Raw genomic sequence first — 26998 nt, 5'->3', positions numbered from 1 at the left:
GCCATAGTCTGGCGCAGTTGCCACACGGATGGTGTGACTGGCAGTAAGGTTGCTGCGGTCATCTGCCGGGGTTACCGTGTGGGCAGCGCCGAGGACCTTCGCATGCGCCTTCCGCCCCTCGTGGGATTGCCGACCGACAGCAGCTTGCAGGGCCACCACCGTTTCGCGATGGCCGGGGAGAAGTACGTGCGCGCGCTGGTGGAGGCCGCCGCGGTGACGCCGGTGCTGCTGCCCTCGCTGCAGCCTCCGCTGCCAGCGGGCGACTGGTTGTCACGCGTGCACGGGCTGCTGCTGACCGGCGCGGTGAGCAACATCGAGCCGCAGCATTACGCCGGCGGCCGCACGTGGCCGGGCAACCTGCATGATCCTGCGCGCGACGGCGCCGCGTTTTCGCTGCTGCAGCATGCCTTGGCCGCCGACCTGCCGGTGCTGGCGATCTGCCGTGGTTTCCAGGAGCTCAACGTCGCCTTGGGCGGCACCCTGCACCCGCAGGTACACAGGGTGGAGGGACGGCACGACCACCGCGAAGACCCGGCGGCCTCGGTCGAGGTGCAGTACGGTCCGGCGCACAGCATCGCGCTGGTCGCCGGCGGTTGGCTGGCGCAGTGGCACGGTGCGCGTTCGGCGGTGGTCAATTCGGTTCACGGCCAGGGCATCGACAGCTTGGCCGACGCGCTGTTGCCCGAAGCGCACGCCGACGATGGCCTGGTCGAGGCGGCACGCAGCCGCAGGCATTCCTTCGTGCTGGGCGTGCAGTGGCATCCGGAGTGGCGCGTCACCCACAATCCCTTCTATCACGCTGTGTTCCACGCATTCGGCCAAGCTTGCCGGCAGCGACAACGACTTCAACAGGATTCCGCATGAGTACCGACAGCCGCACGCGCAGGATGCCAACGGAGGAAGATGCGCAGGAAAGCAGCCTGCTGCGCTGGCTGAAGGACCGCCGCATCACCGAAGTGGAGTGCCTGGTGCCGGACATCACCGGCATCGCGCGCGGCAAGATCATCCCGGCCGACAAGTTCTCCCACGATTACGGCACGCGCCTGCCGGAGGGCATCTTCGCCACCACCGTCACCGGTGATTACCCGGATGATTACTACGAACTGACCTCGCCTTCGGATTCGGACATGGTGCTGCGCCCGGACCCGGAAACCGTGCGCATGGTGCCGTGGGCGACCGATCCGACCGCGCAGATCATCCACGACTGCTATACCAAGAACGGCCAGCCGCACGAACTGGCGCCGCGCAACGTGCTGCGCCGCGTGCTGGATGCCTACACCGAACTGGGCCTGCGCCCGGTGGTGGCACCGGAGCTGGAGTTCTTCCTGGTGCAGAAGAACACCGATCCCGACTTCCCGCTGCTGCCGCCTGCCGGGCGCTCTGGCCGCCCGGAGACCGCGCGGCAGAGCTATTCCATCGATGCGGTGAACGAGTTCGATCCGATCCTCGACCTGATGTACGACTACGCCGACGCGATGAAGCTGGACGTGGACACGCTGATCCACGAATCCGGCGCGGCGCAGCTGGAAGTCAACTTCACCCACGCCGGTGCGATGAACCTGGCCGACCAGGTGTTCCTGTTCAAGCGCACCATGCGCGAGGCGGCGATGCGCCACGGGGTGTACGCCACCTTCCTGGCCAAGCCGATGGAAAACGAGCCGGGCAGCGCCATGCACATCCACCAGAGCCTGCTGCGGATCAGCGATGGGGCCAACGTGTTTGCCGGCGATGGCGATGGGGAAGGGGAGTTCAGCCCGGTGTTCGGGCATTACCTGGGCGGGCTGCAGAAGTTCGCCCCGCAGGCGATGGCGTTCTTCGCGCCCAACGTGAACTCCTACCGCCGGCTGGTATTTGGCGAGGTGTCGCCGAGCAACGTGCACTGGGGCTTCGACAACCGCACCTGCGGCCTGCGCGTGCCGATGGACACCCCGGACAACATGCGGGTGGAAAGTCGCTTTGCCGGCTCCGATGCCAACCCGTACCTGGCGATGGCCGCCACCCTGGCCTGCGGGCTGCTGGGCCTGCGCGGCCAGCTGGCCCCGGATGCGCCGGTCAGCGGCAGCGCCAAGGAACTGGGGTACGACCTGCCGCGATCGCTGGGCGAGGCGCTGGACGGCCTGGAGCAGTGCGCCGAACTGCAGGCGCTGCTCGGCGAACGCTTCTGCAGGGCCTACATTTCAGTGAAGCGCAAGGAATACGAGACCTTCTTCCGGGTCATCAGTTCGTGGGAACGCGAGTTCCTGCTGTTGAATGTCTAGACATGGGACCCATCCCGCCGAGCATGGCCCGGCGCTGGCTGTCTTTTTTCCGTGCGCGCACGGGAAGCGCCACAGGACGGCTCTGTTTTCTTCCGTCGGCGCAGGCTACGTGTCACAGGGCCGGGCGGTGGGGCTGGGTGGGGGCGTTGAGCGCCATGGATGGCGCGAAACGAGGCCCGCATGGATGCAGTGGTTGCCGTCCCCCACCCGGCCCCATCGCCCGGCCAGCCCCGGAAGGTAGTCGCAACGTGCACGCGAGCATCACTGGATGAACCGGCGCCCCGGCGTTAGGCTGGCACCCGTCTGCAGGCCGCAATCGGCCCCCACCCCGCTATGGAGCCCCCTCCCATGAAGCTGCGCACCCTCACGCTCGGTCTTTCCGCCGCCCTGCTTGCCGCCTGTAGCGGCGGTGGCAACGGCGCCGCGCAGGACGGCAAGGTCCTGAATGTCTACAACTACAGCGATTACATCGCCGAAGACACCATCCCGAACTTCGAAAAGCAGAGCGGGATCAAGGTCACCTACGATGTGTTCGACAGTGACGAGATGGTGGAAACCAAGCTGCTGGCCGGCAACAGCGGCTACGACGTGGTGGTGCCGACGCTGAACTTCTTCGGCCGGCAGATCCAGGCCGGCGTGTTCCTGCCGCTGGACAAGGCGAAGATCCCCAACCTGGCCAAGCTGGACCCGAAGGTGATGGAGCGCATCGCCACCCAGGACCCGGGCAACAAGTACGGCGTGCCGTACATGATCGGCACCACCGGAATCGGCTACAACGTGGACATGCTGAAGGAACGCTTCGGCGGCAGCGCCGACATCGCCAACAGCTGGGACCTGGTGTTCAAGCCGGAAAACATCGCCAAGATGAAGGACTGCGGCGTGACCCTGCTGGACACCCCGGCCGACATGATCCCGGTGGCGATGCATTACCTGGGCCTGGACCCGCACAGCAACAACCCGGCCGACATCCAGAAGGCCGCCGAGCTGCTGAAGTCGATCCGCCCGTACGTGCAGAACTTCCACTCTTCGCAGTACGTGGGCTCGCTGGCCAACGGCGGTACCTGCCTGGTGGTGGGCTGGTCGGGCGACATCATCCAGGCGCGTGACCGCGCCGAAGAAGCGGCCAACGGCGTGCACGTGGCCTATTCGATCCCGCGCGAAGGCGCGCCGCAGTGGTTCGACATGCTGGCCATCCCGAAGGATGCCAAGAACCCGGAAGCGGCCTACCAGTTCATCAATTACCTGCTGGAACCGAAGGTCGCCGCGGCCAACACCAACTTCATCCATTACGGCAACCCGGTGAGCGAGGCGACGCCGCTGGTGGACGAGGCGATCCGTAACGATCCGACCATCTACCCGCCGGCGGACGTGGCCGAGAAGATGTTCACCTATTCGATCAACACCCCGGAAACCGACAAGCTGTACACCCGCTTGTGGACGGAAATCAAAACCGGCCGTTGACCGTTGCGGCCCGCCGCCCACGTCCCCGCCGCAACGCGGGGACGTGCCCGCTGCAGGCCGCCAACTGCCGTCATGTCGCCTCGGCACGGGCATGGCTAGAATGGCGCCGCTGTCCACCATCCGCTCCCGGAGCCCCCCATGCCCGCTGAAGCCCTGCCGGAAGCCGCCGTCATCGATACCCACGGCGATCCCGGCTACCTGTCCATCCGCGACCTGCGCAAGGAATTCGACGGTTTCGTCGCGGTCGACGACGTCAACCTGGACGTGCGCAAGGGCGAGATCTTCGCCCTGCTGGGTGGCTCGGGCAGCGGCAAATCCACGCTGCTGCGTTGCCTGGGCGGGTTTGAAACGCCCACCAGGGGCAGCATCGTGCTCGACGGCCAGCCGCTGGTGGCGCTGCCGCCGTACAAGCGTCCGGTCAACATGATGTTCCAGTCGTATGCGCTGTTCCCGCACATGAGCGTGGAGCAGAACATCGCCTTCGGCCTGAAGCAGGATGGGCTGGCGGGTGACGCAATCCGCCGCCGGGTGGGCGAGATGCTGGAGCTGGTGCACATGACCCAGCTGGCCAAGCGCCGGCCGCACCAGTTGTCCGGTGGCCAGCAGCAGCGCGTGGCGCTGGCCCGTTCGCTGGCCAAGGGGCCCAAGCTGCTGCTGCTGGACGAGCCGATGGGCGCGCTGGACAAGAAGCTGCGCTCGCAGATGCAGCTGGAGCTGGTCAACATCATCGAAACTTCCGGGGTGACCTGCGTGATGGTCACCCATGACCAGGAAGAGGCGATGACCATGGCCACCCGCATCGCGGTGATGGACGCCGGCTGGATCCAGCAGGTGGGCAAGCCGGATGAGGTCTACGAGCAGCCGGCCAACCGCTTCGTCGCCGGCTTCATCGGCTCGGTGAATTCGTTCGAAGGGGTGATCGACGAGGATCTGCCGGAGTACGTCACCGTGCGCTCGCCGGCGTTCCCCGCGCCGATCTACATCGGCCACGGCATCACCTGCTACGAGGGCCAGCCGGTCGCCTTCGCGGTGCGCCCGGAGAAGATCATTATCGGCAAGGACGAGCCGGAAGGGCACCCCAACAAGGCCCAGGGCGTGATCGAGGACATCGCCTACTTCGGCAGCCATTCGGTGTACCACGTGCGCCTGCCGAGCGGGGCCAAGGTAATGGCCAACTTCGCCAATTCCCAGCGCTGGGCCAGCGATGGCCTGACCTGGGGCGATGAGGTCTGGGTGCACTGGCGCGACAACGACGGCGTGGTGCTGACCTCATGAGCGCGGCCGTGCGCAAGCGCTGGATGCCCGGACTGCGCGATGCGGTGGTCGGCGTGCCGTACCTGTGGCTGCTGCTGTTCTTCGCGGTGCCGTTCGTGATCATCCTGATGATCTCCTTCGCGCACACCCAGGTGGGCTCGCCGCCGTACACGTGGTTGCTGCAGTACGTCGATGGCGCGCTGGCGCTGAAGTTGAACCTGGAAAACTACCTGCAGCTGGTGCGTGACCAGCAGTACGTGCTGGCCTATGTCAGCTCGTTCAAGATCGCCGCCATTTCCACCGTGCTGACCCTGCTGATCGGCTACCCGATGGCCTACGCGATCGCGCGGATGAAGCCGTCCACGCGCAACATCATGATGATGCTGGTGGTGCTGCCGTCCTGGACGTCCTTCCTGATCCGCGTGTATGCCTGGATCGGCATCCTGGACCGCAACGGCCTGCTCAACCAGCTGCTGCTGAAGATCGGCCTGATCGACCAGCCGCTGCAGATCCTGTACACCCCGACCGCGGCCTACATCGGCATCGTTTACTGCTACCTGCCGTTCATGGTGCTGCCGTTGTATGCCAACCTGGTCAAGCATGACCAGCGCCTGCTGGAAGCCGCCTACGACCTGGGCGCCAAGCCGTGGCAGGCCTTCCTGCGCATCACCCTGCCGCTGTCCAGGGCCGGCATCATCGCCGGCTGCATGCTGGTGATGATCCCGGCGGTGGGCGAATTCGTGATTCCCGAAATGCTGGGCGGCCCGGACACGCTGATGATCGGCCGCGTGCTGTGGGGTGAGTTCTTCAACAACCGCAACTGGCCGGTGGCCTCGGCGGTGGCGGTGGTGATGCTGTTGCTGCTGCTGGTGCCGATCTTCCTGTTCAACCGTTCGCAGCAGCGCGTGCTGGAAGGAAAGCATGCATGAGCACGATGCGCGGTTACCGCTGGATGGGCTGGGGCGCGCTGGCGCTGGGGTTTGCCTTCCTGTACCTGCCGATCCTGCTGTTGATGGTGTTCTCCTTCAACAGCTCGCGGCTGGCCACGGTATGGGCCGGTTTTTCCACCCGCTGGTATGGCGAGCTGTTCAACGACCGCGCCCTGATGGATGCGCTGTGGATGAGCCTGAAGGTGGCGTTCTGGACGGCCTGTGCGGCCACCGTGCTGGGCACGATGGCGGCCATGGTGATGACCCGCTTCCGGCACTTCCGCGGCAAGTCCGCGTTCAGTGCGCTGATCACCGCGCCGCTGGTGATGCCGGACGTGATCCTGGGCTTTTCGCTGATGACCCTGCTGGTGTCGATGGGCGGCATTCCCGGCTTCCCGGCGCGCGGCGCGGCCACGATCTGGATCGCCCATGTGACCTTCACCCTGTCCTTCGTGACGGTGGTGCTGTCATCGCGGCTGCAGGAACAGGACATCTCGCTGGAAGAGGCGGCGATGGACCTCGGCGCCAGCCGGTTGACCGTGTTCCTGAAGATCACCCTGCCGATCATTGCCCCGGCACTGCTGGCCGGCTGGCTGCTGGCCTTCACCCTGTCGCTGGACGACGTGGTGATCGCCAGCTTCGTGGCCGGTCCCAGTTCCACCACCTTGCCGATGAAGGTGTTCGCCTCGGTCCGCATGGGCATCAGTCCGAAGATCAACGCGCTGGCCACGCTGATGGTTTCGGCGGTGGCGGTGGCGGCGGTGATCGGCTGGTATGTGACCGCGCGCGGTGAGAAACGGCGCCAGCGCGACCTCCTGCTGGCGCGCCAGGACAATGGCTGATGACCGGCGCTGGCGTGCCGCCAGCAGCCGCTTGTCCGCGGTGATCGATCAGCGCGGCCCCTTGTCGCGCAGTGTTCCGCTCAGGTGGGTGAACTCCAGTCCCTCGCCGGTGATGTTGGTATGGACCCGGCGCCCGTACCAGTCCTGGACTGCACCACGGTCGCCCGGTGGACCGGCTCGGTCCAGTAGAGCAGGTACTGGTCCGGTGCCGTGGCGATGGCGGTGTACGCCACGGTTTCGGTTTCGCCCAGCTCGGGACCGCGGATGCCGACATAGGTCATGGTGCGGCCATCTTTGTCGAACCGCAGCTCGAAGACATTCTCACCGAAATCCACCTCCACGACCCTGCCGATGCCGGGGTATGGCCGGTCCGGATGGGTGTGCGGCGTGGGACTGGCCAGCGCGGTGGCGGCGCTCAGCGCCAGCAGTGTGCTCATGATGATCTTCCTGTACACGACGTCTCCTGGTGTGCCTGTTCGATGGGTGCGGATGGCGCTGGCAGGACGGCTCGCGCAGAAGAAGTTTCGTCGCCTGCGGCCGGCGTCGTAAGAGGGAAGCGGGTCGGGGATTGACGGCTACCGATGATTCGCACGGCTGACCCCAGGCCGGCGGACGGGCGCGAGATCCGGTCGCACCGTCGGGCGCCAAGGCAGCCGATCCGGCAACATCCGGCTCACGGTGGGCGGCGCAGAATGGAGGCCTGACTTACAGGAGCCCTCCATGACCGTCGAGATCGTCAACCCCACCACCGGCCGCGTGGACTACCGCCATGAGCTGCTGGACAAGGCCGGGATCGAACAGCGCCTGCAGGCTGCCGCCGGTGCCTTCCCGGCGTGGTCGGCCACCTCGCTGCAGGAGCGCGCTGCGGTGCTGCGCGCCATTGGTGCCCAGCTGCGTGAGCGCAAGGACGACATCCAGGGTGCGATGACCCGCGAAATGGGCAAGCTGAAGGTCGAAGCGCTGGCCGAAGTCGAAAAGTGTGCAGCCGCCTGCGAGTACTACGCCGACCATGCTGCCGACTACCTGAAGCCGCAGTTGATCGACACCGAGGCACAGCGCAGCTACGTGCGCTATGAGCCGATCGGCTGCGTGTTCGCGGTGATGCCATGGAATTTCCCGATCTGGCAGGTATTCCGCTTCCTCGCCCCGGCCTTCATGGCCGGCAACGTGGCCCTGCTCAAGCATGCCAGCAACGTGCCGCAGTGCGCGGACCTGATCAACGAAGTGGTGCGTGCCGGTGGCCTGCCCGACGGCGTGTTCGACGTGCTGCATATCGACAACGACCAGGCGGCCGACGTCCTGCGCGATCGTCGGGTAAAAGCGGTGACCTTGACCGGCAGCGAGCGGGCAGGGCGCTCCATCGCGGCCAACGCGGGCGACCAGTTGAAGAAGTGCGTGATGGAACTGGGCGGCAGCGATGCCTTCGTCGTGCTGGATGACGCAGACCTGGACAAGACGATCGACGCGGCGGTGAAGTCCCGCTTCGACAACAGCGGACAGACCTGCATCGCGGCCAAGCGGTTCATCGTGGTCGAGGCGGTGGCCGATGCCTTCACCGAACGCTTCGTTGCCGCCGCCGGCGAGCGTCGATACGGCGATCCTGCCGACGCGCGCAGCACGCTGGCGCCGATGGCGCGTGCCGACCTGCGCGACGAACTGCACAAGCAGGTCCAGGCCAGCGTTGCCAAGGGCGCGCGGGTGCTGGCCGGTGGTGAGCCGGTGGCCGGCAGCCATGCCGGGTATCCGGCGACGGTGCTCGACCAGGTCGGCCCGGGCATGCCGGCCTACGACGAAGAACTGTTCGGCCCGGTGGCGGCGGTGATCCGGGTCAAAGACGAGGCCGAAGCGCTGAAGGTGGCCAACGATACCCGCTTCGGCCTGGGTGGCAGTGTGTGGACCACCGATGCCGCGCGTGGCGAAGCGTTCGCGCAGCAGATGGAGTGCGGCGCGGCCTTCGTCAATTCCATCGTCAAGAGCGACGTGCGGTTGCCGTTCGGCGGCAGCAAGGAATCCGGCTTCGGCCGTGAACTGGCCGAGCACGGCATCCATGAGTTCATGAACATCAAGACGATCTACGTCGCCTGATCCGCACCCATGGCGCCGGGCGATGCTCGGCGTCGGCGGCAGCGTCGCGCCGAGCCCGGCGCTGCCGGGTTACAGCCAGCGCACGCGCTTGAACAGCCGGTACAACCCGACGCAGATCGCGCCCACGCCGATGATCATCGCCGGATAGGCCCACGGCTGGTCCAGTTCGGGCATGTGGGTGAAGTTCATTCCATACCAGCTGGTGATCAGCGTCGGCGCCGCCAGCAGCGCGGCCCAGGCGCCCAGTCGCTTGACCGTCTCGCCTTGGGCCAGCGTGACCAGCGACAGGTTGACGCTGAGCGCGGTGCCCAGCATCTCGCGCAGCGTATCGATGACATCGCTGATCCGGACGGCATGGTCGTGCACGTCGCGGATGTACAGCTTGACCTCATCAGGCACCAGTCCGGACTCGGACGGATAGCGCCTGAGCGCCGACAGCACGTCCTGCAGCGGCGCCACGGCCATGCGCATCTTGTTGAGCTCGCGCTTGAGTTCATACAGCCGCACCACGGTGCTGCGCTTGTAGTTCTCGGCGAAGATGTCCTTTTCCAGCAGCTCCAGCGTGTCACGGAAGCGGTTGGTGATCGGCAGGTAGTTGTCCACGACGAAGTCCAGCACCGCGTACAGGCAGTACGAAGGACCCATCTTCAACAGGTGCGGCTCACGCTCCACGCGTGCACGCACCGGCGCGTAGGAGAGCGACGCGCCGTGCCGCACGGTGACCAGGAAACGCGGCCCGACGAAGGCGTGCGTTTCGCCGTACTGGATGCGCTCGTCGACCATCTGCGCGGTGGTGACCACTACGAACATCGAGTTGCCGTAGGTTTCCACCTTCGGCCGCTGGTGCGCGTTGCGCGCGTCTTCGATGGCCAGGTCATGCAGGCAGAATTCTTCCTGCAGTTTCAGCAGCACCGAATCGGCCGGATCGTACAGGCCGACCCAGACGAAGCCGTTGCCGCTGGCGATCACGTCGCTGATGGCATCCAGGCTGATGTCATGGCGCTTGCCATCGTCATCGTAGTGGACGCAGTTGATCACGCACGCAGGGTTATGCGCAGCGGGGGCGGTGGTATCGGGCAGGGTCATGCCACGCATTCTGCGTCAGCGTACGTGAAGCGCCAATCGCGGCAGGCGCCGGCCCAGTACCCAGGCCAGCGCGGCATGCACGGGCAGCAGCAGCACGATCCACTGGATGTTGTACTGCGCCTGCAGGCTGAGCCAGTGCAGCACCAGGCCGGCCAGGGACAGCAGCGCTACGCTCCACAGGGTGATCCGGAACAGACGGCCGGGCGCACGACGGCGCAGCAGGCCGATCGCCCCCGGCAGCAGCAGCAGGCACAGCGGCGAGAGCTGCAGCAGGTTGCGGTTGGCCCACGCGGCGTGATGGTCGCTGAAGCCCCACAGGAACACCAGCAGGCCGCCGGCGATCGTGCTGAAGGTCCAGAACGGCAGGGCCAGCGCGGCCAGCAGGCGCGGCCGCCGGCGCAGCGCGATCACGCCGGCGCCCAGCCCCAGGCCCAGCACCAGCCAGGGCCACCACGCACGTGCGTGTTCGGCCGGTTCGGGGTCGATGCGATGGGCCAGCAGCTGTTGTTCGGACTGCACCAGCGGACGTCCTTCGCTGTTGCGCACCTGGCGCAGCGCGTCGGCCAGCCGCATCGGTACGAATGCTTCCTGCCAGCGGGACAGCGGCTGGTCGGCGAACGGGCCCAGGCCGAGGTCGAAACCGAGCCACATCCATGGCGCCGGTGACGCCAGCCGCACCGATTCGCTGCGGAACGTATTGCCGCGCGAACGGCCGGACAGCTGCGCATGCAGGCCGCCGCCCAGTGCCTTGTCCAGGGTGTCGCGCACCATCGTGGCGCAGTTGGCGGTGTAGTAGTCGTAGCGGTAGCGCGCGTTCTCCGGCTTGGCACGTTCGGCCAGGTCGGCGGCCAGTGCACGCGCCTGCGCTGGGTCCAGGTCGAGCCACTGCACGCTGGCACCGCGGCCGGCTTCGTCGTAGTAGCCCAGGTCCTGTTCCAGCGGCAGCGCGACCAGGTAATACATCATCTCGCCGCGCACGAAGCGGCTGACGAAATCAGGCTCGCCCGGGTCGAAATAGCCGAAGTTGTACGAGGTGGCGGCGCCGGTGAGCGGGTCCACCACCACGATCGCATCGTGGCCGAAGCGTTCGAAGAAGATGGTGCCCGGCTGCATGGTGACCACGCCGACGCGCGGTACCGGGGCCTCGGTCACTGCGGCGGCGACCGGGCCTGTGGGCGGCTGCTGCGCCAGCGCCTGCAGGGGCAGTCCCAGCAGGCAGGCCAGCATCAGCACCGCCAGCGCGCAGCTCAGCCGCGTTGCCGTGCGCAGGTTCAAGCGTTTTCCTGCTCGTCCGCCGGCAGCACGGTCACATGGAAGGCCTGCACGCGGCGGGCGTCGGCACGGGCAACGCGGAACATGAAGCGGTCCAGCGCCAGCTCGTCGCCGATTTCCGGCAGGTGGCCGATGGCTTCGGTGACCAGTCCGCCGATGGTGTCATAGTCATCATCGGGGAAGGTGGCGCCGAAGCGTTCGTTGAAATCGCCGATGGCGGTCAGCGCATCCACCACGTACTGGCCGTCGGCCTGGATGGCGATGCCGGCGGCCGGATCCTCGGCTTCGTCGTGCTCGTCGTCGATCTCGCCGACGATCTGTTCCAGCACGTCTTCGATGGTCACCAGGCCGGCGACGCCGCCGTACTCGTCGACCACGATCGCCATGTGGTTGCGCGACAGGCGGAATTCCTTCAGCAGCACGTTCAGGCGCTTGGCTTCGGGGATCAGTACCGCTGGCCGCAGCAGCTCGCGGATGTTGCCCGGCCCGTTGTCGGCGACCACGCCGCGCAGCAGGTCCTTGGCCAGCAGCACGCCGAGGATGTCGTCCTTGTTGTCGCCGTGCACCGGGAAGCGCGAATGGCCGGACTCGACCACCTGCCGCATCAGCTCCAGGAACGGCGCCTCCACCGGCAGCGACACCATCTGCGAACGCGAGATCATGACATCGCCCACGGTCAGGTCGGCGACCGAAATGGCACCTTCCATCATGCGCAGGGTGTCGGCCGCGATCAGGCCGTCTTCGTGTGCTGTGTGCAGCACCGCAACCAGCTGGTCGCGCGTATGCGGTTCACCGGAAAACGCAGCACCGAGGCGTTCAAGCCAGCTGCGTTTCTTCTCACTGTGCTCCTGTGCGGAGCTTGTACTGTCGTCTTCAGACATCTCGGGAAAAAAGGCACCCGGCAGGCCGGGCGATGGACGCAGTCTAGCAGGATGGCGGGGCGTGCAACGCGTCAGCCCCCGGCGCTGCGGGCTGGGACCAAGCGGCGTGTTCAGCCCTCGCTGGCGGCGGCTGGGGCGGGCGTGCCTTCCTCTTCCGCCGGCAGGTCAAGGCTGTAGGAGCAGCCGGCCAAGGTCTGGCCGGGATGGCTGCGGACGGTGGACACGCTCAGGATGATCGACTCGATCATCGGCTCACCGGTCTTCGGGTCGGTGGTGTCGCGGCTGACCACCTCACGCCCGGCCATGAACTTGCCGTCGGCGTCGTAGGCGGTCTCCAGCTTCAGTCCGGCGGCCAGCGGCCGGGGATCGGCCAGGTCCAGCACCGCCATGATGCTGGCGCCGGCCAGCGCGATGTGGTCGGTGGGGTGGCCGAACACGGTGGTGGGGTTGGCCAGGCGGAACTCGGTCATGAACGGGTTCTGCTGCGCCAGCGGCTGCAGGCCCAGGGCCACTGCCTTCAGCGGATCGGCCGCGGCGGCGCTGAGTGCAGCATGCTCGGCGATCCCCTGGCGGCACTCGACCAGCGCAGGAATGTCCACCCCGGTGGCGGCGGCCGGCAAGGCAGGCAACAGGGTCAGCAGGGCGGTGCAGGCGGGCAGTTTCATGGCAATCAACAGGCGGGCGCAGGACAGGCCCGATGATAACGGCCCACGCCGGTGACGCCCAATCGTGGCGAAGGCGGAGCGCGGTTGGCTCAGCCCAGGCTCTGCAGGGTGCGGGCCCACCAGCGCCACGCCGGCCCGGCTGCCAGTACCACCCCGACGGTACCCAGTGCCGTCAGTGCCATGCCGCTGTTCGGCGACAGCGGCAGCCAGCCTCCCCCCAGCGCGCAGGCCGCGCCGAGGATGAGCAGCAGCGGGGCGACGGCGGTGGGACGTTGTTCCAGCATCACAGCCTTCCTGGCATGGAGTCGAGGCGGGATTGAAGCACGAACGCCATCCCTTCAGGAAGCGCCGCGAACGACGGATTCAGCGCTCGCCGGCGTAGGGATCGGAGATGCCCAGTTCGGCGAGAATCTCGCGCTCCAGCTGTTCCATCGCGTCGGCTTCCTTGTCGTCCTCGTGGTCCCAGCCAAGCAGGTGCAGCACCCCGTGCACGGTGAGGTGCGCGTAGTGGGCGGTGAGTGCCTTGGCCTGTTCGTCGGCTTCGCGCGCCACCACCGGCGCGCAGATCACCAGGTCACCCAGCAGCGGGAACTTCACGCCCTTCGGCAGGCCTTCGGGCAGTTCGGCCGGGAAGCTGAGCACATTGGTGGCGTAATCCTTGCCGCGGTAGTGGCGGTTGAGGGATTGACCTTCCTTGGCATCGACCAGGCGGATGGCAAGATCCGCCTCGCGGATGCGGCCTTTCAGCGCCGCTGCCACCCATTTGCGGAAACTCACCGCCGAAGGCAGTCCGGCGCGGGGCAGGGCGTAGCTGACGGCGACGTCAAGGCGGACGGGACCCTTGGTCATGGGGTGGCTCCAGGCTGGATTTCGTGCAGGTCGCGACGGTCGTAGGCGGTGACGATGCGGGCCACCAGCGGATGGCGCACGACATCGCGCGCTTCCAGGAAGGTGAAGCTCACCCCTTCGACATCGCGCAGCACGTCGATGGCATCGCGCAGGCCGGATTTCACATGCTTGGGCAGGTCGGTCTGGGTCAGGTCGCCCGTGACCACGGCGGTGGAGCCATAGCCCAGCCGGGTCAGGAACATCTTCATCTGTTCGATGGTGGTGTTCTGTGCCTCGTCCAGGATCACGAACGCGTCGTTGAGCGTGCGCCCGCGCATATAGGCCAGCGGCGCGATCTCGATCACGTTCTTTTCCAGCAGCTTGACCACTTTTTCCACGCCGAGCATTTCATACAGCGCGTCATACAGCGGGCGCAGGTACGGGTCGACCTTCTGGGTCAGGTCGCCAGGCAGGAAGCCGAGCTTTTCGCCGGCTTCCACGGCCGGGCGCACCAGGATCAGGCGCTGCACGCGCGATTCGTTCAGTGCTTCCACCGCGCTGGCCACGGCCAGGAAGGTCTTGCCGGTGCCGGCCGGGCCGATGCCGAAATTGATGTCATGCGCGGCGATCTGGTGCAGGTAGCGGGCCTGGTTGGCGCCACGTCCGCGCACCGTGCCGCGCTTGACCTTGATCGCCACGTCCTGCGCCTCGTAGGCGCGTTCGGCGATGTGCTCCACGTTGGCCTGGTTCAGCCGCAGGTGGATGGCCTGGCTGTCGAAGGTGACTTCGGCGGCCTCTTCGTACAGTGCCTCGACCAGTTTCTGGGCTTCGGCGGCGGCTTCGGCCGGTCCGCTGATGCGGAACACATGGGCGCGGTTGGCGATCTCCACGCCCAGTTTCAGTTCGATCTGGCGCAGGTGGCCATCGAAGGGGCCGCTCAGGTTGGCAAGCCGCTCGGTGTCTTCCGGGGCCAGGGTGAAATCGCGATAGGCAGGTGCGGTCATTGCGTCAGGCGGCACCGACCGGAACGACCGTGCCGCAGGGCTTGGAATGGGACAACAGGGTAGCGCTGTCATGCCGGGACTGCCACCGCATCGCGCGTGCGCCGCACTTTCCACAGGCACTGTGGGCGGGCGTGGGAAGAAGGTGTGGATAAGCCGCACCAGGCCCCTGCGCGCAAGGGCTGCGGTACGCTGGTCAATTCATCGCCAGCGCCCGCCTGCCGTCACCGCTCAGGCGCGCTCCACCACCCGTCCGCGCAGCGAGTTGGCGTACGCCTCGGTGATCAGTACATCGACGAACTGCCCGACCAGCCGCGGCGGTGCGGCGAAGTTGACCGTGCGCATGTTCTCGGTCTTGCCGCTCAGTTCGTTGGGGTCCTTGCGCGAGGGACCTTCCACCAGCACCGACTGCACCGTGCCGACCATGCGCTCGGAGATTCCGCTGGCGTGCTGGTTGATGCGCGCCTGCAGGCGCGACAGCCGGGCGTGTTTTTCCGCATCGCTGATCGTGTCCTCCAGGTCCGCCGCCGGGGTGCCGGGACGACGCGAATAGATGAAGGAGAAGCTCTGGTCGAAGCCGATGTCTTCGATCAGCTTCATGGTCTTCTCGAAATCGGCATCGGTCTCGCCGGGGAAGCCGACGATGAAGTCCGAACTGATCGAAATATCCGGGCGCACTGCGCGCAGCTTGCGGATCTTCGACTTGAATTCCAGTGCGGTGTAGCCGCGCTTCATCGCCGACAGCACGCGGTCGCTGCCCGCCTGCACCGGCAGGTGCAGGAAGTTGGCCAGTTGCGGTACGTCGCGGAAGGCGTCCACCAGCGAATCGCTGAACTCCAGCGGATGCGAGGTGGTGAAGCGGATGCGCCCGACGCCGTCTATCTCCGCGATGGTGCGGATCAGCAGTCCCAGGTCGGCGAACTCGCCTTCGCCATACGGGCCACGGTAGGCGTTGACGTTCTGCCCGAGCAGGTTGATCTCGCGCACGCCCTGTGCGGCCAGTTCGGCCACTTCCACCACCACGTCTTCGAACGGGCGGCTGACTTCGGTGCCGCGGGTGTAGGGCACCACGCAGAACGAGCAGTACTTGGAGCAGCCTTCCATGATCGACACGAACGCCGACGCGCCTTCGGCGCGCGGGGCAGGCAGGTTGTCGAACTTCTCGATCTCCGGGAAGCTGATGTCGACCTGCGGGCGGTTCTGCTCGCGCCGTGCGCTGATCAGTTCCGGCAGGCGGTGCAGGGTCTGCGGACCGAACACCAGGTCCACGTAGGGCGCGCGCTTGATGATCGCTTCGCCTTCCTGCGAGGCCACGCAGCCGCCCACGCCGATGATCACGTCACGGCCGTTGTTCTTGAAGGCCTTCCAGTTGCCGAGCTGGCTGAAGACCTTCTCCTGGGCTTTTTCGCGGATGGAGCAGGTGTTGACCAGGATCACGTCGGCCTCTTCGGGCCGGTCGGTCAGCTCCAGCCCGTCGCTGGCGGCAAGCACGTCGGCCATCTTGGCCGAGTCGTACTCGTTCATCTGGCAACCGTGGGTCTTGATGTACAGCTTGCCGCGCACCGTGTCGGGCTTGCGCGGACCGGCGGGCAGGGGCAGCAGGGCGGTGTCGCCCGGGCTGGCGGGCAGGAAGACGTCTGGCGTCCCGGTCATGGCGATCAATCCAGGCGGGTGGCGTGATGGCCCCCTAGTTTACCGGAGGCACGGCCCCGGTAGCGCCGCCCCATGGTCGGCGAGCGCAGCGGGCCGTGGGCGGCGTGATTCCGCCGAGCACGGCTCGGCGCTACCAAGGCAGGGCGGTAGCGCCGACCCAGGGGCGGCGAGCGCAGCGGGCCGCGGTCGGCGGGATTACGCCGAGCACGGCTCGGCGCTACCGAGGCAGGGCGGTAGCGCCGACCCATGGTCGGCGAGCGCAGCGGTCGGGGTCGCCAGGATTCCGCCGAGCACGGCTCGGCGCTACCGGGTCGGAGCGCAGCGGTCCGCGGGCGCGGGCGCGTCAACCCGCTGCCAGCCCCGCGTCCAGCGCTTTCCCGCGCAGGACAGCCGGATGCGCGGCCATCCGGGCGATATACGCTACCGTCGCCGGACCCGGCTGCAGCAGGCCGAAACCGCTCATCCAGCCCAACGCGCTGCCCCACAGGAAATCCGCCGCCGACAGCCGTTCGCCCAGCAGGTAATCCCCCTGCTGCAGCTGCTCTTCGACCACCCGCAGCACGGTGTCCGCGTCCACGTACGGCGACATGCCGCGCGGCGCCGGCTCGCGCTTCATCGCCTTGTCGATCATCGCCGGCTCGAAACAGGCGCCATAGAACGCCAGCCAGCGCAGGAACGGGCCACGCAACCGGTCGCCGACGGGCGGGGCCAGTCCGGCCTCCGGATAGAGCTCGGCCAGGTACTGGTAGACCGCCACCTGCTCGGTGACCAGCACCCCGTCATGCACGATCGCCGGCACCTTGCCCATCGGATTGAGTGCCAGGTAGGCCGGCGCCAGGTTGTCGCCGTCCTTCAGGCTGAGCAGTTCCAGCGCGTAGTCCGCGCCGAGGGCTTCGAGCAGGACCAGCACCCCGCTCGAACGCGACGGGGAGGCGTGATAAAGGGTGACGTGGCGGGTGGTCATGGTCGCGCTCCAGTGGAATGAGCGGCCATGGTGGCGCAGTATCGCGGACAACTACTGACCTCGATAGCCCGCGCCCATGTCGCATACCGCCAATCGCCTGTTGCGCCTGATCGCCCTGCTGCAGGCCCGGCAGCACTGGTCCGGTGGCGAACTTGCCGAGCGCATGCAGGTGGACCGGCGCAGCATCCGCCGTGACATCCAGCGGCTGCGGGAACTGGGCTATCCCGTGCGCGCCTCGTCTGGCGTAGGCGGCGGCTACCGGATGGGCGCCGGCGGTCCGCTGCTGCCGTTGCTGCTGGAAGAAGAAGAGGCCACCGCCATCGCCCTGGCGCTGCGTGCAGCGGCGTCGAGCATGGCCGGGATGGAGGACACCGCACGTTCGGTGCTGACCAAGCTGGATCCGCTGGTGCCCAGCCGACGCCGCCAGCAGGCCGGCGAGATCCACGCCGCCACCGCCACCCTGTCGCAGAAGCCCAGTGTCGACGGCCAACTCCTGGGCAAGCTGGCCGTGGCCTGTCGGCAGGCCGCGCCGCTGGCGTTCGATTACCTGAGCCACGGCGGCGAAGCGACCCACCGCCGGGTCGATGCCCAGCACCTGGTGAACTACGGCCGCTGCTGGTACCTGCTGGCCTGGGATCACGGTCGTGGCGACTGGCGCACCCTGCGCGTGGACCGCATCAGTGCGCTGCAGTCGCTGCCCGGGCAGGGCATGCGTCGCGTGCTGTCGGTGCCGCCGGAAGTAGCGGTGCACCAGGCGGTGAGCCAGGCGCCCTTCGTGATGAAGGCCGAGGTCCACCTCGCCGGAACGCTTGAACAGCTGGCCCCGCAGGTGCCGCCGTGGTGCGGGGTGCTGCAGGAAGGCGGGCCGGCGCACTGCATCCTGCACGTGGGCGCGGACACCCCGGCGATGCTGGCCAGCCAGATCCTGAGCCTGGGAATCCGTCCGCTCCACGTCGCCACCACGCCCCCGGCGCTGCGCGCCGAGATGGTCGCCTGCCTGGGTGGCCTGGCCGCGGTGATCGCCGATGCGGGATCTTCACGCCCGGTTTGAGGGCAACGTGCTTGGCAAGGGCTGCACAAGCTGGGACACTCGCGCCCATGAAGGGGATCTTGGGGATCGCGGCGCTCATCGTTGCTGCACTGGTTGCCGTGCCGGCCAGTGCCGGCACGCTGTACAAGTGCGTTGGCGCCGACGGCGTGCCCAGCTATGTCAGCAAGCGGGTCGCCGGGGCGCAATGCAGCGTCATCAGCTACACGCGCGACAGCCGCAGCGCTCGGCCGGCGGTCGCCGCTGCCGCGCCGGTTGCCGTCGCGGCCCCGCGCGAAGCCCCCGCCGCCAGTGCGGTCCCGGTCGGCATGATGGGCGCGGCCACGGCGGTCGCCAGCACCACGGCCGCGGTGATCGGCTCACCAGCCGTTGCCCCTGCCTTGACCCCCGCGGCAGCGCCGAAGCCGCAGAACAAGGCCGGCCGAGTGGTCAGTGGCCAGGTCTATTCCTACATGCAGGACGGGGTGCGCCATTACACCAGCGCACGTCCCTCGCGGCAGGTCGCCAGCCTGGAGCAGGTGCGCACCATCCGCTACAGCTTCATCGAACGCTGCTTCGCCTGCGGCACCAACCCGGGCGTCAACTTCGGCTCGGTGCGCCTGAACACCACCGCCTTCCAGGCCGAGATCGCCGCCGCGGCGCGCCAGTACGGCGTCGAAGAAGCCATCGTGCGCGCCATCATCCACGCCGAATCGGCCTACAACCCGACCGCGCTCAGCCGTGCCGGCGCACAGGGACTGATGCAGCTGATGCCGCCGACCGCGGCACGCTTCGGCGTCACCGACTCGTACGATGCCGCGCAGAACATCCGCGGCGGGGTGCAGTATCTGTCATGGCTGTTGAAGCGCTTCAATGGTGACCTGACGCTTGCCGCCGCCGGCTACAACGCCGGTGAAGGCGCGGTGGACCGCCATGGCGGTGTTCCGCCGTACAGTGAAACGCGCTACTACGTGCAGCGGGTCGGGCAGCTTGCCGAACGCTACCGGGGTGCGCTGGCCAGCAACCAGTAGCCGCACGGCCGGTCCGGCGGCGTCGCGCTGCTGCACTGGCACATTGACCGCGACAAACGTTTCGCTACACTCGTTTCAGATTCAAAGCGGCCTGGCCCCCACCAGGTTGCCGGCAGCCTTAAAGCTACCTAATCAATATCGGAGTGCCGGATGGCCAACGATGGGGTATACGATCCAGTGAATCATGGACGTCGCCGTTTTCTTTCTGCCACCACGGCGGTGGTCGGTGCGGTCGGCGTCGGTTTCGTCGCGGTTCCTTTCATCAAGTCCTGGAATCCCAGTGCGCGTGCCAAATTGGCCGGCGCACCGATCACCGCTGACATCAGTGCCCTGCAGGAAGGCCAACGGCTGATCCTGGAATGGCGCGGCCAGCCGATCTGGATCGTCAAGCGTTCCAAGGCGGTACTGGACGCGCTGCCGGGCCTGGACGGGCGGCTGAAGGATCCCGAATCCAGCGTCCAGGACCAGCAGCCGGCCTACGTGCTGAAGGAAAACCCGGAGCTGCGCTCGATCAAGCCGGCGGTATCGGTGCTGGTCGGGTTGTGCACGCACCTGGGCTGTTCGCCGGAAATGGTCGCCGAAATCCGACCCGAGCCGTATGACGCGCAGTGGAAGGGCGGGTATTTCTGCCCCTGCCACAAGTCGCGTTTCGACATGTCCGGGCGGGTCTTCAACGACGTCCCGGCCCCGACCAACCTGCTGGTGCCGCCGCATCACTACCAGGATGACAATACCCTGATCATCGGCGTGGATCCGGAGGGAGCTGCCTGATGGCCAACATCCTTGCCCGCACCGCCAGCGGTGTCGCCGAGTGGGTGAACGCGCGCGCGCCGGGGCTGATGCCGGTGTACCGCAAGCATGTCAGCGAGTACTACGCGCCGAAGAACTTCAACATCTGGTACTACTTCGGTTCGCTGGCGATGCTGATCCTGGTCAACCAGATCGTCACCGGCATCTTCCTCACGATGCACTACAAGACCAGCGCGGTCGAAGCCTTCGCCTCGGTCGAATACATCATGCGCGACGTGGAGTGGGGCTGGCTGATCCGCTACATGCACTCCACCGGGGCCTCGCTGTTCTTCATCGTGGTCTACCTGCACATGTTCCGCGGGCTGCTGTACGGCAGTTACCAGAAGCCACGCGAACTGGTGTGGATCCTCGGCATGCTGATCTACCTGGTGCTGATGGCCGAAGCCTTCATGGGTTACGTGCTGCCGTGGGGCCAGATGTCGTTCTGGGGCGCGAAGGTGATCATTTCCCTGTTCGGTGCGATCCCGGTGATCGGCAACGGGCTGACCGAATGGATCATGGGCGACTACCTGCCCAGTGACGCCACGCTCAACCGCTTCTTCGCCCTGCACGTGATCGCGCTGCCGCTGGTCCTGCTGCTGCTGGTGGTGCTGCACCTGGGCGCCCTGCACGAGGTGGGATCGAACAATCCCGACGGCGTGGAGATCAAGAAGGGGCCGAAGGGCAACCGCTGGTCGGCGACCGCGCCCGCCGATGGCATCCCGTTCCACCCGTACTACACGATGAAGGATGCGGTCGGGGCGGGCTTCCTGCTGGTCATCGCCGCCTTCATCATCTTCTTCGCACCGGCCTTCGGCGGGCAGTTCCTGGAACATGACAACTTCACCGAAGCCAACCGCCTGGTGACCCCGGAACACATCAAGCCGGTGTGGTACTACACGCCGTACTACGCGATGCTGCGGGTGATCCCGAACAAGCTGGGCGGGGTGATCGTGATGTTCTCGGCGATCGCCATCCTGTTCCTGGTGCCGTGGCTGGACAAGTGCAGGGTCAAGTCGGTGCGCTACCGCGGGTGGATCTCCAAGGTGATGCTGGGCGTGCTGGTGGTGTGCTTCGTCTGGCTGGGGGTGATCGGTTCCGGCCCGGGCACGGCGGTGTGGGAAACCTGGGTGGGCCGGGTGCTGACCTTCCTGTATTTCGCCTTCTTCCTCACCATGCCGATATGGACGCGACTGGACAAGACCAAGCCGGTACCGGAAAGGGTGACCACGCATGACTGAGCGCTGGATGGTACGGATGGCCCTGGTGGCCACGATGCTGATTGCAAGCGGCATGGCCGTTGCCGCCGAAGGCACGGCGAAGATGCTGCAGGCCGGCAACGACCTTGGTGACCGCGCATCGCTGCAGCGCGGTGCGCAGCTGTACATGAACTACTGCTCCAGCTGCCATGCGCTGAAATACCTGCGCTACTCGCGCATGGCCGCCGACCTCGGCCTGACCGAAGAAGAGGTGATGAACAACCTCAACTTCACCGGGTCCGCCATCGGCGATCCGGTGCCGGTATCGATGCCCAAGGCCGAAGCAGAGAAATGGTTCGGCAAGATGCCGCCGGACCTCAGCCTGATCTCGCGGGTGCGCGGACCGGACTGGGTCTACACCTACCTCAAGTCGTTCTACCTGGACAGCAGCCGCCCGTTGGGCTGGAACAACACCGTGTTCCCCAACGCCTCCATGCCCAATCCGCTGTGGCAGATGCAGGGCCTGCAGCACGCCGTGCATGGCAAGCCGGAAGCGCCGGGGCTGGATCCGCCGGTGCTGGCGCTGGAGCTGCGCGCGCCGGGCAATGTCGATCCGGGCCAGTACGACCAGGCGGTGCGTGACATCACCAACTTCCTGGCCTACGCCGGCGAACCCGCCGCGCTCAAGCGCCAGCAGCTCGGTGTCTGGGTGGTGCTGTTCCTGGCCTTCCTGACCTTCCTGCTGTACCTGCTGAAGAAGGATTACTGGAAGGATGTCCACTGACGGCTGCGGCATGGCGGTGGCGTCTACGTCAATGCGTGGCCCAATACCCTTGGCCTATTGGCTTTTGTGAGCGTCGGTTGCACACTCGGGAAAGAGTCGACTGTCGGAAATGGTCCGGCAGCGCCGATGCGGCAGGCGGACTCCTGTCGTTGGAGAGCCTTTGATGGCGGCGAGCGTACGCATGCGTAATACCCTGACGCTGTTTTCCTCGAACGACGATGTGCTCTGTCATCGGGTACGTCTGGTCCTTGCGGCCAAGGGCGTCACCTATGACTTTGTGCCGGTGGATCCGCAGAATCCGCCGGAAGACCTGATCGACCTCAATCCCTACCATTCCGTGCCCACCCTGGTGGAGCGCGAACTGGTGCTGTATGCGGCGTCGGTGGTCAGCGAATACCTTGATGAGCGCTACCCGCATCCGCCGTTGATGCCGGTCGATCCGCTGTCGCGCGCGCGCATCCGCCTTGCGATGCTGCGCATCGAACATGACTGGGTGCCGCAGGTGCAGGCCATCCAGCTGGGCAACAAGACCCAGGCCGAAGCCGGCCGCAAGCGCTTGAAGGAACTGCTGACCAGCGCGGTGCCGCTGTTCAAGGCCAGCAAGTTCTTCCTGAATCCTGAAATGACCCTGGCCGACTGTGCGGTCGCGCCGATCATCTGGCGCCTGCAGGCACTGGATGTGCCACTGCCGAAGGACGGCAAGGCGATCGAGGATTACGGCAACCGGATCTTCCGCCATCCCGGCTTCATCCGCAGCCTGACCGAGCAGGAAAAGAAGCTGCGCGACCTGCCGGGTTGACCTGCACTTTCCGACTGTTTGCCCAACACTTCGCCCGCTCCCCTGCCACGCAGGGGGGGCGGGCGCGTACACTTCACGCATGACTGACGAATTCTTCCGGATGACCAGCCACCGCCCGTACCTGTTGCGCGCCTTGGTGGAATGGATCAATGACAACCAGCTGACCCCGCACATCCTGGTGGATGCCGGCGTGGCTGGCGTGCAGGTGCCGCCGTCCAGCATCAAGGATGGCCGCGTGGTGTTGAACATTGCCGAACGTGCGGTGATGGGGTTGGCGATCGACAACGAGTTGGTCAGCTTCTCCGCCCGCTTTTCCGGCGTGAGCTTCGCCGTGCAGGTGCCGATCAGTGCGGTGCTGGCGGTATACGCACGCGAAACGGGGCAGGGCATGGCGCTGCCGGATGACATCAGCGGTGCGGAATCGGCCGACGACGACGAGGTGACGCTGGAAGACGTGTCGGCTGACGCTGACGGCACGCCGCCGGATGACACGCCGCCGGATGGCAACCCGCCGCCGCGCCCGAGTGGCCGCCCGCAACTGCGCGTGGTGAAGTAAGCCGGCCGGCAGTTGGGGGCTGTTTCCTCTCGCCCCTGACGACGCGCGGCGTTGCCAGTCGTAACGCATCCGCCTCTCGTCAAAGCCGTGCGAGTGCTTCCATGCTGGCCTCTTTGCGGAGGCGCTGACGATGCGCACGATCATCGGCTGTATCGCGGTCAGCTGCGCCCTGCTGGGCAGCCCTTCAGGCGCCCGGGCCTTGGATCCCGCCCGCGCCTGGCTGGACTACCACGCACAGCAGTCAGCGCATCGCCTCGACTACGAGACCCAAGGCGAAGCGCCCTTCGATGGCGGACTACGTCGCCATTTTCTGCTTCACTCCCAACGCTGGCCTGCTCCGCTGGCCAGCGGATCACGCTGGTCGCATCGTGTTGAGATCCTGACGCCGGATCATCCACAGCCGGGTCCTGCGCTGCTGGTCATCAACAACGGCATACGGGGTGCAGACGGCGCTGCCCCGATGCGGGTTGCCGATGACCTGTCTGCCGGGCTGCTTGAGGAGCTCTCGCGACGCCTCGGCATGGCGGTGGTGTCCATTGCCGACGTGCCTGACCAGCCGCTGCGCCTGCCGGGGGACGACCGCTACCGTGTCGAGGACGATCTGGTCGCACTCAGCTGGCGGGGCTTCCTCGACGCCCCCCAGGACAAGGCCCACTGGCCCCTGCATCTGCCCATGGCGCAGGCAGCGACACGTGCCATGGACCTCGCCGGACAGGAGTTGCCCCCGTCCCTGCGGCCGTCGTTCGTGGTGACCGGGGCCTCCAAGCGCGCGTGGGCGGCGTGGTTGTTGCCCTTGGTCGATGATCGCGTCAGCCACCTGCTTCCGTTCGTCATGGACATGCATTGGGAGGCGCTGGCTCCGCATATCCAGCGCAGCTATGGGCAACGGTGGCCGATCGCGCTGCTACCGTATTCACAGCACGGCATCATCGCACGTCTCGGTAGTCCGGGGTTCCGCGCTTTGATGCAGGGCAGCGACCCCTACAGCTATCTGGGTGGCCCGTTGCGCGAGCGCCTGGCGCTGCCCAAGTATCTGGTGAATGCAAGCGGGGACGATTTCTTCACTCCCGACGCAACGCAGTTCTACCTGCATGCGTTGAGCGGCGAGACCACGTTGCGGATGGCACCCAACAGTGATCATCAGGGCATCCGTACCGTTATGGAGTCCAGCCTGCTGCCGGCCCTGCGGCGTTGGCGCAGCGGCCTGTCATTGCCCCAGCTGCAATCCGGCTGGCGCGCGGATGGCGGTGCTGGCAGCCTGAGGGTACGCAGCAGCGAAGTGCCGGTGGAGATGGTCCTGTGGACGGCACACAATCCGGATGATCGGGACTTCCGCTACGCCTGCGGCGTCCGCTACCAGGCGCAGCCGCTGGAGATCGCCGCGGGCCGGGACTGGGCAGTACCCCTGCAGCCCGTGCAACGTGGCTGGAGCACGTCCTTCGTGGAACTGCGCTACGGCGACGGCTTCGTCGCCACTACACCAGCCTATGTGTACCCGCATGATCGATTCCCGGCGCATCCGCCACCGGAGAAGGTGGGTGGCTGCAGACTGGTGCCGGAGCAGGGCTGACGGCGAGTGCAGGGCGCCTGCGGTCGCGCGTACTCAGAGGTCTTCGGCCTCATCCACGTCGGGCCGGATCGCACTGATCCGCGCCGCGCCGGGGCCGCTGAAGGACACCAGTTCATCGCCGCGCAGGACCATCCTGCCCACATGGCGATCGATCCCGTCATACGAGTATTCGAACTTGAAGGTGCGCTCGAAGCAGAGGCGCCCGTCGTCGCCGCGCGCCACTTTCAGGCCGATGGCATGCACGCTCTGGTCCAGCCACTGCACGTCGGCGGCCTTGCAGGCGTTGCGCCCGAGGACGCCGGCACGCTCGGCTGCGGCGCGCGACGAATTCCAGAAGGCGTAGCCACAGGCGCCGACGATCATCAGCAGGATCAGGGTGGGCATGAACGGCGCACTGGCAGGAAGAGGAATCTACAAGATGGTGCACGGGGGGGCGTAGTTCAAGCGCTGGGGTGTGGTTTGCGCGCTGCGCGCGGGCTTTGAAGCGAACGTCAACGTCAACGTCAAAAGCAACGTCAAAAGCCGGGGGCTGTGGGTGGGCGGGGCGGGGTGGGTTGGCGGGGGACGGCAAAGGCCGCTCCTGCGGGCCTCGTTTCGCGCCCTCCATGGCGCTCAACGCCCCCGCCAACCCACCCCGCCCCACCGTCGACAGGTCCATGGTGGCCATGAAACCTTCGGTAGCGCCGACCCTTGGTCGGCGGATGCGGGGAAGGAATCGGGGGGGGGAGAGATGGGGTCAGAGTCCTTTCGCGTAGCGAAAGGACTCTGACCCCGGCCGTTGCTCTTTTATTTTTCATTGCGCGGATGGCGGCCACCGGAACCCGTGAGGGGGCCGGGTGGGGGGCTGTGCGGGGGCGTTGAGCGCCATGGATGGCGCGAAACGAGGCCCGCATGGACGCAGCTTCTGCCGTCCCCCGCATAGCCCCATCGCCCGGCCCACTCCAGTCGCCGCTCTATCAGCCACCCGCGAGGGGGTCTCACCCGTTCGACCCTCACTCCGCAGGTGCAGCCACCGGCAAAGGAACCTGCATCGGCGCCGCCGCCGTGAGCTTCAACAGCGCCGCCCAGTCCTGCCGGTTGAAACTGCACTCCTCTTCGCGTCCCGGCGTGCACGTCGCCGCGATCCCGTCCGGCTCGGCGTCGCGCTTGGTCGGCAGTTCGATGCGACCACTGCGATCAAGCATGAGCATGCGCATCGCCACGGTATTGAGCACGTTGCCGCCGACCAGGTACAGCGTCCGGTCGCCGCCCATGTTGGCCGACACCACCACCTCGCAGTGCGACTTCCAGTGGCCCACCGAACCGTTGCCCAGCGCCTGCACCAGGCCGGTGTAGGTCAGGGTCTCGCGGCGGTCACGCAGGAAGCACAGCAGGTCGCCGACCGCGGGTTTTTCCGCTGCGGGATCGGCAAGACGATACGGTGATGCGCCGTTGTAGGCGGCACGGATGTAATCGATGTGGCGCGGGGAGGCGTTGAAGCCGGGAACCCCGGCGCGCACCATCACCCAGGAAATGAAGGCGGCCGACCAGGGGTTGTCGATCAGGAAGGCGCGGCAGTCGCTGTCGGTGTAACGCGATCCCAACGGGGCGATGCAGCTGCTGGCGCCGGGGATGGCGCCCATCGCATTCAACGTGCCGCTGTCGCGCCAATAGCCGGATACGCGTTGCCAGGCAATCAGGCCGTTGTCGGCAAGGTGCTCGTTCTCTGCTTCGGTCACCGCCAGGCTGGCGGCGCGCCCTTCGCGATCGATGAACGGACGGAACCACAGGCGATGCTCATTGCACGCCGTCTGGCGGATCGACAACGCCAACGGACTGAGGCCGTAGGGCGGCGGCACATCGCAGGCTTCGGCTGCCGCCGCGTCGGAGCTGACGCTGGACAGGCCGAGCGCGGAGAAAGGCAACAGGCAGGCAAGCAGCAACCGGCGCATGCGGTGCTCCGCAGAAGGGGGATGCGCGCAGCGTCTCAGTGTGTACGTGAAAAACGGGTGCACCTGCCGGATCACGTTTCTGACAGGGGTCAGAGTCAGGGGTCAGAGCAGGGACTCTGACCCCTGACTCTGA

At 66.7% G+C, this 26998-nt stretch carries 26 protein-coding genes and 1 pseudogene; 15 read left to right on the top strand and 12 right to left on the bottom strand.

The genetic code is table 11. The annotated features are described in order from the left end of the window. Positions 1–102: 102 nt before the first annotated feature. From QE373_RS12235 to QE373_RS12210, 6 genes are all read left to right on the top strand, one after another. A complete protein-coding gene (locus QE373_RS12235; protein WP_309686915.1) occupies positions 103–864 on the top strand; it encodes a gamma-glutamyl-gamma-aminobutyrate hydrolase family protein in 762 nt (253 codons plus the stop codon). After that, on the top strand, positions 861–2258 hold the full coding sequence (locus tag QE373_RS12230) for a glutamine synthetase family protein (RefSeq protein WP_309686914.1): 1398 nt from the start codon (positions 861–863) through the stop codon (positions 2256–2258). Before QE373_RS12235 ends, QE373_RS12230 begins: the two co-directional genes overlap by 4 nt. A gap of 348 nt (positions 2259–2606) precedes the next feature. Then, complete coding sequence (locus QE373_RS12225; protein ID WP_309686911.1) at positions 2607–3719, top strand: polyamine ABC transporter substrate-binding protein; 1113 nt, start codon at positions 2607–2609, stop codon at positions 3717–3719. Positions 3720–3857: 138 nt separating this feature from the next. After that, on the top strand, positions 3858–4994 hold the full coding sequence (gene potA, locus QE373_RS12220) for a polyamine ABC transporter ATP-binding protein (protein ID WP_309686908.1): 1137 nt from the start codon (positions 3858–3860) through the stop codon (positions 4992–4994). Continuing rightward, the gene (locus QE373_RS12215; RefSeq protein WP_309686907.1) at positions 4991–5902 is read left to right on the top strand and encodes an ABC transporter permease subunit; all 912 of its coding nucleotides are present in this window, start codon (positions 4991–4993) and stop codon (positions 5900–5902) included. The genes potA and QE373_RS12215 overlap by 4 nt, the downstream gene beginning before the upstream one ends. Then, positions 5899–6744 (top strand): ABC transporter permease subunit, encoded by an 846-nt coding sequence (locus tag QE373_RS12210; RefSeq protein ID WP_309686904.1) that lies wholly within the window; start codon positions 5899–5901, stop codon positions 6742–6744. The genes QE373_RS12215 and QE373_RS12210 overlap by 4 nt, the downstream gene beginning before the upstream one ends. An 80-nt stretch (positions 6745–6824) precedes the next feature. On the opposite strand, the gene QE373_RS12205 is transcribed toward QE373_RS12210, so the two are convergent. Then, the gene (locus QE373_RS12205; protein ID WP_309686903.1) at positions 6825–7181 is read right to left on the bottom strand and encodes a hypothetical protein; all 357 of its coding nucleotides are present in this window, start codon (positions 7179–7181) and stop codon (positions 6825–6827) included. A 283-nt stretch (positions 7182–7464) separates the two neighbouring features. On the opposite strand from QE373_RS12205, the gene QE373_RS12200 reads away from it, so the two are divergent. After that, positions 7465–8829 (top strand): NAD-dependent succinate-semialdehyde dehydrogenase, encoded by a 1365-nt coding sequence (locus tag QE373_RS12200; RefSeq protein WP_309686902.1) that lies wholly within the window; start codon positions 7465–7467, stop codon positions 8827–8829. Positions 8830–8898: 69 nt separating this feature from the next. On the opposite strand, the gene QE373_RS12195 is transcribed toward QE373_RS12200, so the two are convergent. From QE373_RS12195 to QE373_RS12155, 9 genes are all read right to left on the bottom strand, one after another. Beyond that, positions 8899–9924 carry a magnesium and cobalt transport protein CorA gene (locus QE373_RS12195; RefSeq protein WP_309686900.1) on the bottom strand — a complete coding sequence of 342 codons (1026 nt, stop codon included), beginning with the start codon at positions 9922–9924 and terminating at the stop codon, positions 8899–8901. Between the two features lie 6 nt (positions 9925–9930). After that, a complete protein-coding gene (locus QE373_RS12190) occupies positions 9931–11142 on the bottom strand; it encodes a DUF4105 domain-containing protein (RefSeq protein ID WP_309689771.1) in 1212 nt (403 codons plus the stop codon). A gap of 44 nt (positions 11143–11186) precedes the next feature. Beyond that, the gene (locus QE373_RS12185) at positions 11187–12068 is read right to left on the bottom strand and encodes a transporter associated domain-containing protein (RefSeq protein WP_057507771.1); all 882 of its coding nucleotides are present in this window, start codon (positions 12066–12068) and stop codon (positions 11187–11189) included. 110 nt (positions 12069–12178) lie between these two features. Next, a complete protein-coding gene (locus QE373_RS12180; RefSeq protein ID WP_309686896.1) occupies positions 12179–12733 on the bottom strand; it encodes a hypothetical protein in 555 nt (184 codons plus the stop codon). 89 nt (positions 12734–12822) lie between these two features. Continuing rightward, positions 12823–13017 carry a hypothetical protein gene (locus QE373_RS12175; protein WP_057507773.1) on the bottom strand — a complete coding sequence of 65 codons (195 nt, stop codon included), beginning with the start codon at positions 13015–13017 and terminating at the stop codon, positions 12823–12825. Positions 13018–13096: 79 nt separating this feature from the next. Continuing rightward, the gene (ybeY, locus tag QE373_RS12170; protein WP_309686890.1) at positions 13097–13582 is read right to left on the bottom strand and encodes an rRNA maturation RNase YbeY; all 486 of its coding nucleotides are present in this window, start codon (positions 13580–13582) and stop codon (positions 13097–13099) included. Next, positions 13579–14565: a PhoH family protein gene (locus QE373_RS12165; RefSeq protein WP_309686885.1), complete on the bottom strand. Its 987-nt coding sequence runs from the start codon at positions 14563–14565 to the stop codon at positions 13579–13581. Before QE373_RS12165 ends, ybeY begins: the two co-directional genes overlap by 4 nt. Positions 14566–14793: 228 nt before the next feature. After that, a complete protein-coding gene (miaB, locus tag QE373_RS12160; protein ID WP_309686882.1) occupies positions 14794–16215 on the bottom strand; it encodes a tRNA (N6-isopentenyl adenosine(37)-C2)-methylthiotransferase MiaB in 1422 nt (473 codons plus the stop codon). 343 nt (positions 16216–16558) lie between these two features. Further along, on the bottom strand, positions 16559–17179 hold the full coding sequence (locus QE373_RS12155) for a glutathione S-transferase family protein (RefSeq protein ID WP_309686879.1): 621 nt from the start codon (positions 17177–17179) through the stop codon (positions 16559–16561). A gap of 76 nt (positions 17180–17255) precedes the next feature. Between QE373_RS12155 and QE373_RS12150 the strand changes: the two genes are divergently transcribed. From QE373_RS12150 to QE373_RS12115, 8 genes are all read left to right on the top strand, one after another. Then, positions 17256–18230 (top strand): WYL domain-containing protein, encoded by a 975-nt coding sequence (locus QE373_RS12150; RefSeq protein WP_309686874.1) that lies wholly within the window; start codon positions 17256–17258, stop codon positions 18228–18230. 47 nt (positions 18231–18277) lie between these two features. Then, positions 18278–19237 carry a lytic transglycosylase domain-containing protein gene (locus QE373_RS12145; RefSeq protein WP_309686871.1) on the top strand — a complete coding sequence of 320 codons (960 nt, stop codon included), beginning with the start codon at positions 18278–18280 and terminating at the stop codon, positions 19235–19237. Between the two features lie 150 nt (positions 19238–19387). Then, positions 19388–20008, top strand: coding sequence for a ubiquinol-cytochrome c reductase iron-sulfur subunit (gene petA / locus QE373_RS12140; RefSeq protein WP_123699411.1), 621 nt, complete (start codon positions 19388–19390; stop codon positions 20006–20008). Beyond that, positions 20008–21267, top strand: coding sequence for a cytochrome bc complex cytochrome b subunit (locus QE373_RS12135; RefSeq protein WP_309686868.1), 1260 nt, complete (start codon positions 20008–20010; stop codon positions 21265–21267). Before petA ends, QE373_RS12135 begins: the two co-directional genes overlap by 1 nt. Continuing rightward, positions 21260–22009, top strand: coding sequence for a cytochrome c1 (locus QE373_RS12130; protein ID WP_309686865.1), 750 nt, complete (start codon positions 21260–21262; stop codon positions 22007–22009). Before QE373_RS12135 ends, QE373_RS12130 begins: the two co-directional genes overlap by 8 nt. A 163-nt stretch (positions 22010–22172) precedes the next feature. Beyond that, a complete protein-coding gene (locus tag QE373_RS12125) occupies positions 22173–22808 on the top strand; it encodes a glutathione S-transferase N-terminal domain-containing protein (RefSeq protein WP_123699408.1) in 636 nt (211 codons plus the stop codon). A 79-nt stretch (positions 22809–22887) separates the two neighbouring features. After that, positions 22888–23364 carry a ClpXP protease specificity-enhancing factor gene (locus tag QE373_RS12120; RefSeq protein ID WP_309686861.1) on the top strand — a complete coding sequence of 159 codons (477 nt, stop codon included), beginning with the start codon at positions 22888–22890 and terminating at the stop codon, positions 23362–23364. 130 nt (positions 23365–23494) lie between these two features. Beyond that, complete coding sequence (locus QE373_RS12115) at positions 23495–24934, top strand: PhoPQ-activated protein PqaA family protein (protein ID WP_309686860.1); 1440 nt, start codon at positions 23495–23497, stop codon at positions 24932–24934. Between the two features lie 33 nt (positions 24935–24967). On the opposite strand, the gene QE373_RS12110 is transcribed toward QE373_RS12115, so the two are convergent. Beyond that, positions 24968–25318, bottom strand: coding sequence for a DUF3301 domain-containing protein (locus QE373_RS12110; RefSeq protein ID WP_123699405.1), 351 nt, complete (start codon positions 25316–25318; stop codon positions 24968–24970). 662 nt (positions 25319–25980) lie between these two features. Then, positions 25981–26865 (bottom strand): annotated as a pseudogene (locus QE373_RS12105) (DUF2272 domain-containing protein); the annotation flags it as partial. Between the last annotated feature and the right edge of the window lie 133 nt (positions 26866–26998).

Origin of the sequence: Stenotrophomonas sp. SORGH_AS_0321, from assembly GCF_031453215.1 — a bacterium.
GTDB lineage: Bacteria > Pseudomonadota > Gammaproteobacteria > Xanthomonadales > Xanthomonadaceae > Stenotrophomonas > Stenotrophomonas chelatiphaga.
Note: the sequence above shows the minus strand (reverse complement) of the source record. Positions and strands in the feature narration are given on the sequence as shown.

Coding starts and splice junctions, on each gene's coding strand:
- QE373_RS12235 (WP_309686915.1), top strand. CDS start 103: ATGCGCCTTCCGCCCCTCGTGGGATTGCCGACCGACAGCAGCTTGCAG.
- QE373_RS12230 (WP_309686914.1), top strand. CDS start 861: ATGAGTACCGACAGCCGCACGCGCAGGATGCCAACGGAGGAAGATGCG.
- QE373_RS12225 (WP_309686911.1), top strand. CDS start 2,607: ATGAAGCTGCGCACCCTCACGCTCGGTCTTTCCGCCGCCCTGCTTGCC.
- potA (WP_309686908.1), top strand. CDS start 3,858: ATGCCCGCTGAAGCCCTGCCGGAAGCCGCCGTCATCGATACCCACGGC.
- QE373_RS12215 (WP_309686907.1), top strand. CDS start 4,991: ATGAGCGCGGCCGTGCGCAAGCGCTGGATGCCCGGACTGCGCGATGCG.
- QE373_RS12210 (WP_309686904.1), top strand. CDS start 5,899: ATGAGCACGATGCGCGGTTACCGCTGGATGGGCTGGGGCGCGCTGGCG.
- QE373_RS12205 (WP_309686903.1), bottom strand. CDS start 7,181: ATGAGCACACTGCTGGCGCTGAGCGCCGCCACCGCGCTGGCCAGTCCC.
- QE373_RS12200 (WP_309686902.1), top strand. CDS start 7,465: ATGACCGTCGAGATCGTCAACCCCACCACCGGCCGCGTGGACTACCGC.
- QE373_RS12195 (WP_309686900.1), bottom strand. CDS start 9,924: ATGCGTGGCATGACCCTGCCCGATACCACCGCCCCCGCTGCGCATAAC.
- QE373_RS12190 (WP_309689771.1), bottom strand. CDS start 11,142: ATGCTGGCCTGCCTGCTGGGACTGCCCCTGCAGGCGCTGGCGCAGCAG.
- QE373_RS12185 (WP_057507771.1), bottom strand. CDS start 12,068: ATGTCTGAAGACGACAGTACAAGCTCCGCACAGGAGCACAGTGAGAAG.
- QE373_RS12180 (WP_309686896.1), bottom strand. CDS start 12,733: ATGAAACTGCCCGCCTGCACCGCCCTGCTGACCCTGTTGCCTGCCTTG.
- QE373_RS12175 (WP_057507773.1), bottom strand. CDS start 13,017: ATGCTGGAACAACGTCCCACCGCCGTCGCCCCGCTGCTGCTCATCCTC.
- ybeY (WP_309686890.1), bottom strand. CDS start 13,582: ATGACCAAGGGTCCCGTCCGCCTTGACGTCGCCGTCAGCTACGCCCTG.
- QE373_RS12165 (WP_309686885.1), bottom strand. CDS start 14,565: ATGACCGCACCTGCCTATCGCGATTTCACCCTGGCCCCGGAAGACACC.
- miaB (WP_309686882.1), bottom strand. CDS start 16,215: ATGACCGGGACGCCAGACGTCTTCCTGCCCGCCAGCCCGGGCGACACC.
- QE373_RS12155 (WP_309686879.1), bottom strand. CDS start 17,179: ATGACCACCCGCCACGTCACCCTTTATCACGCCTCCCCGTCGCGTTCG.
- QE373_RS12150 (WP_309686874.1), top strand. CDS start 17,256: ATGTCGCATACCGCCAATCGCCTGTTGCGCCTGATCGCCCTGCTGCAG.
- QE373_RS12145 (WP_309686871.1), top strand. CDS start 18,278: ATGAAGGGGATCTTGGGGATCGCGGCGCTCATCGTTGCTGCACTGGTT.
- petA (WP_123699411.1), top strand. CDS start 19,388: ATGGCCAACGATGGGGTATACGATCCAGTGAATCATGGACGTCGCCGT.
- QE373_RS12135 (WP_309686868.1), top strand. CDS start 20,008: ATGGCCAACATCCTTGCCCGCACCGCCAGCGGTGTCGCCGAGTGGGTG.
- QE373_RS12130 (WP_309686865.1), top strand. CDS start 21,260: ATGACTGAGCGCTGGATGGTACGGATGGCCCTGGTGGCCACGATGCTG.
- QE373_RS12125 (WP_123699408.1), top strand. CDS start 22,173: ATGGCGGCGAGCGTACGCATGCGTAATACCCTGACGCTGTTTTCCTCG.
- QE373_RS12120 (WP_309686861.1), top strand. CDS start 22,888: ATGACTGACGAATTCTTCCGGATGACCAGCCACCGCCCGTACCTGTTG.
- QE373_RS12115 (WP_309686860.1), top strand. CDS start 23,495: ATGCGCACGATCATCGGCTGTATCGCGGTCAGCTGCGCCCTGCTGGGC.
- QE373_RS12110 (WP_123699405.1), bottom strand. CDS start 25,318: ATGCCCACCCTGATCCTGCTGATGATCGTCGGCGCCTGTGGCTACGCC.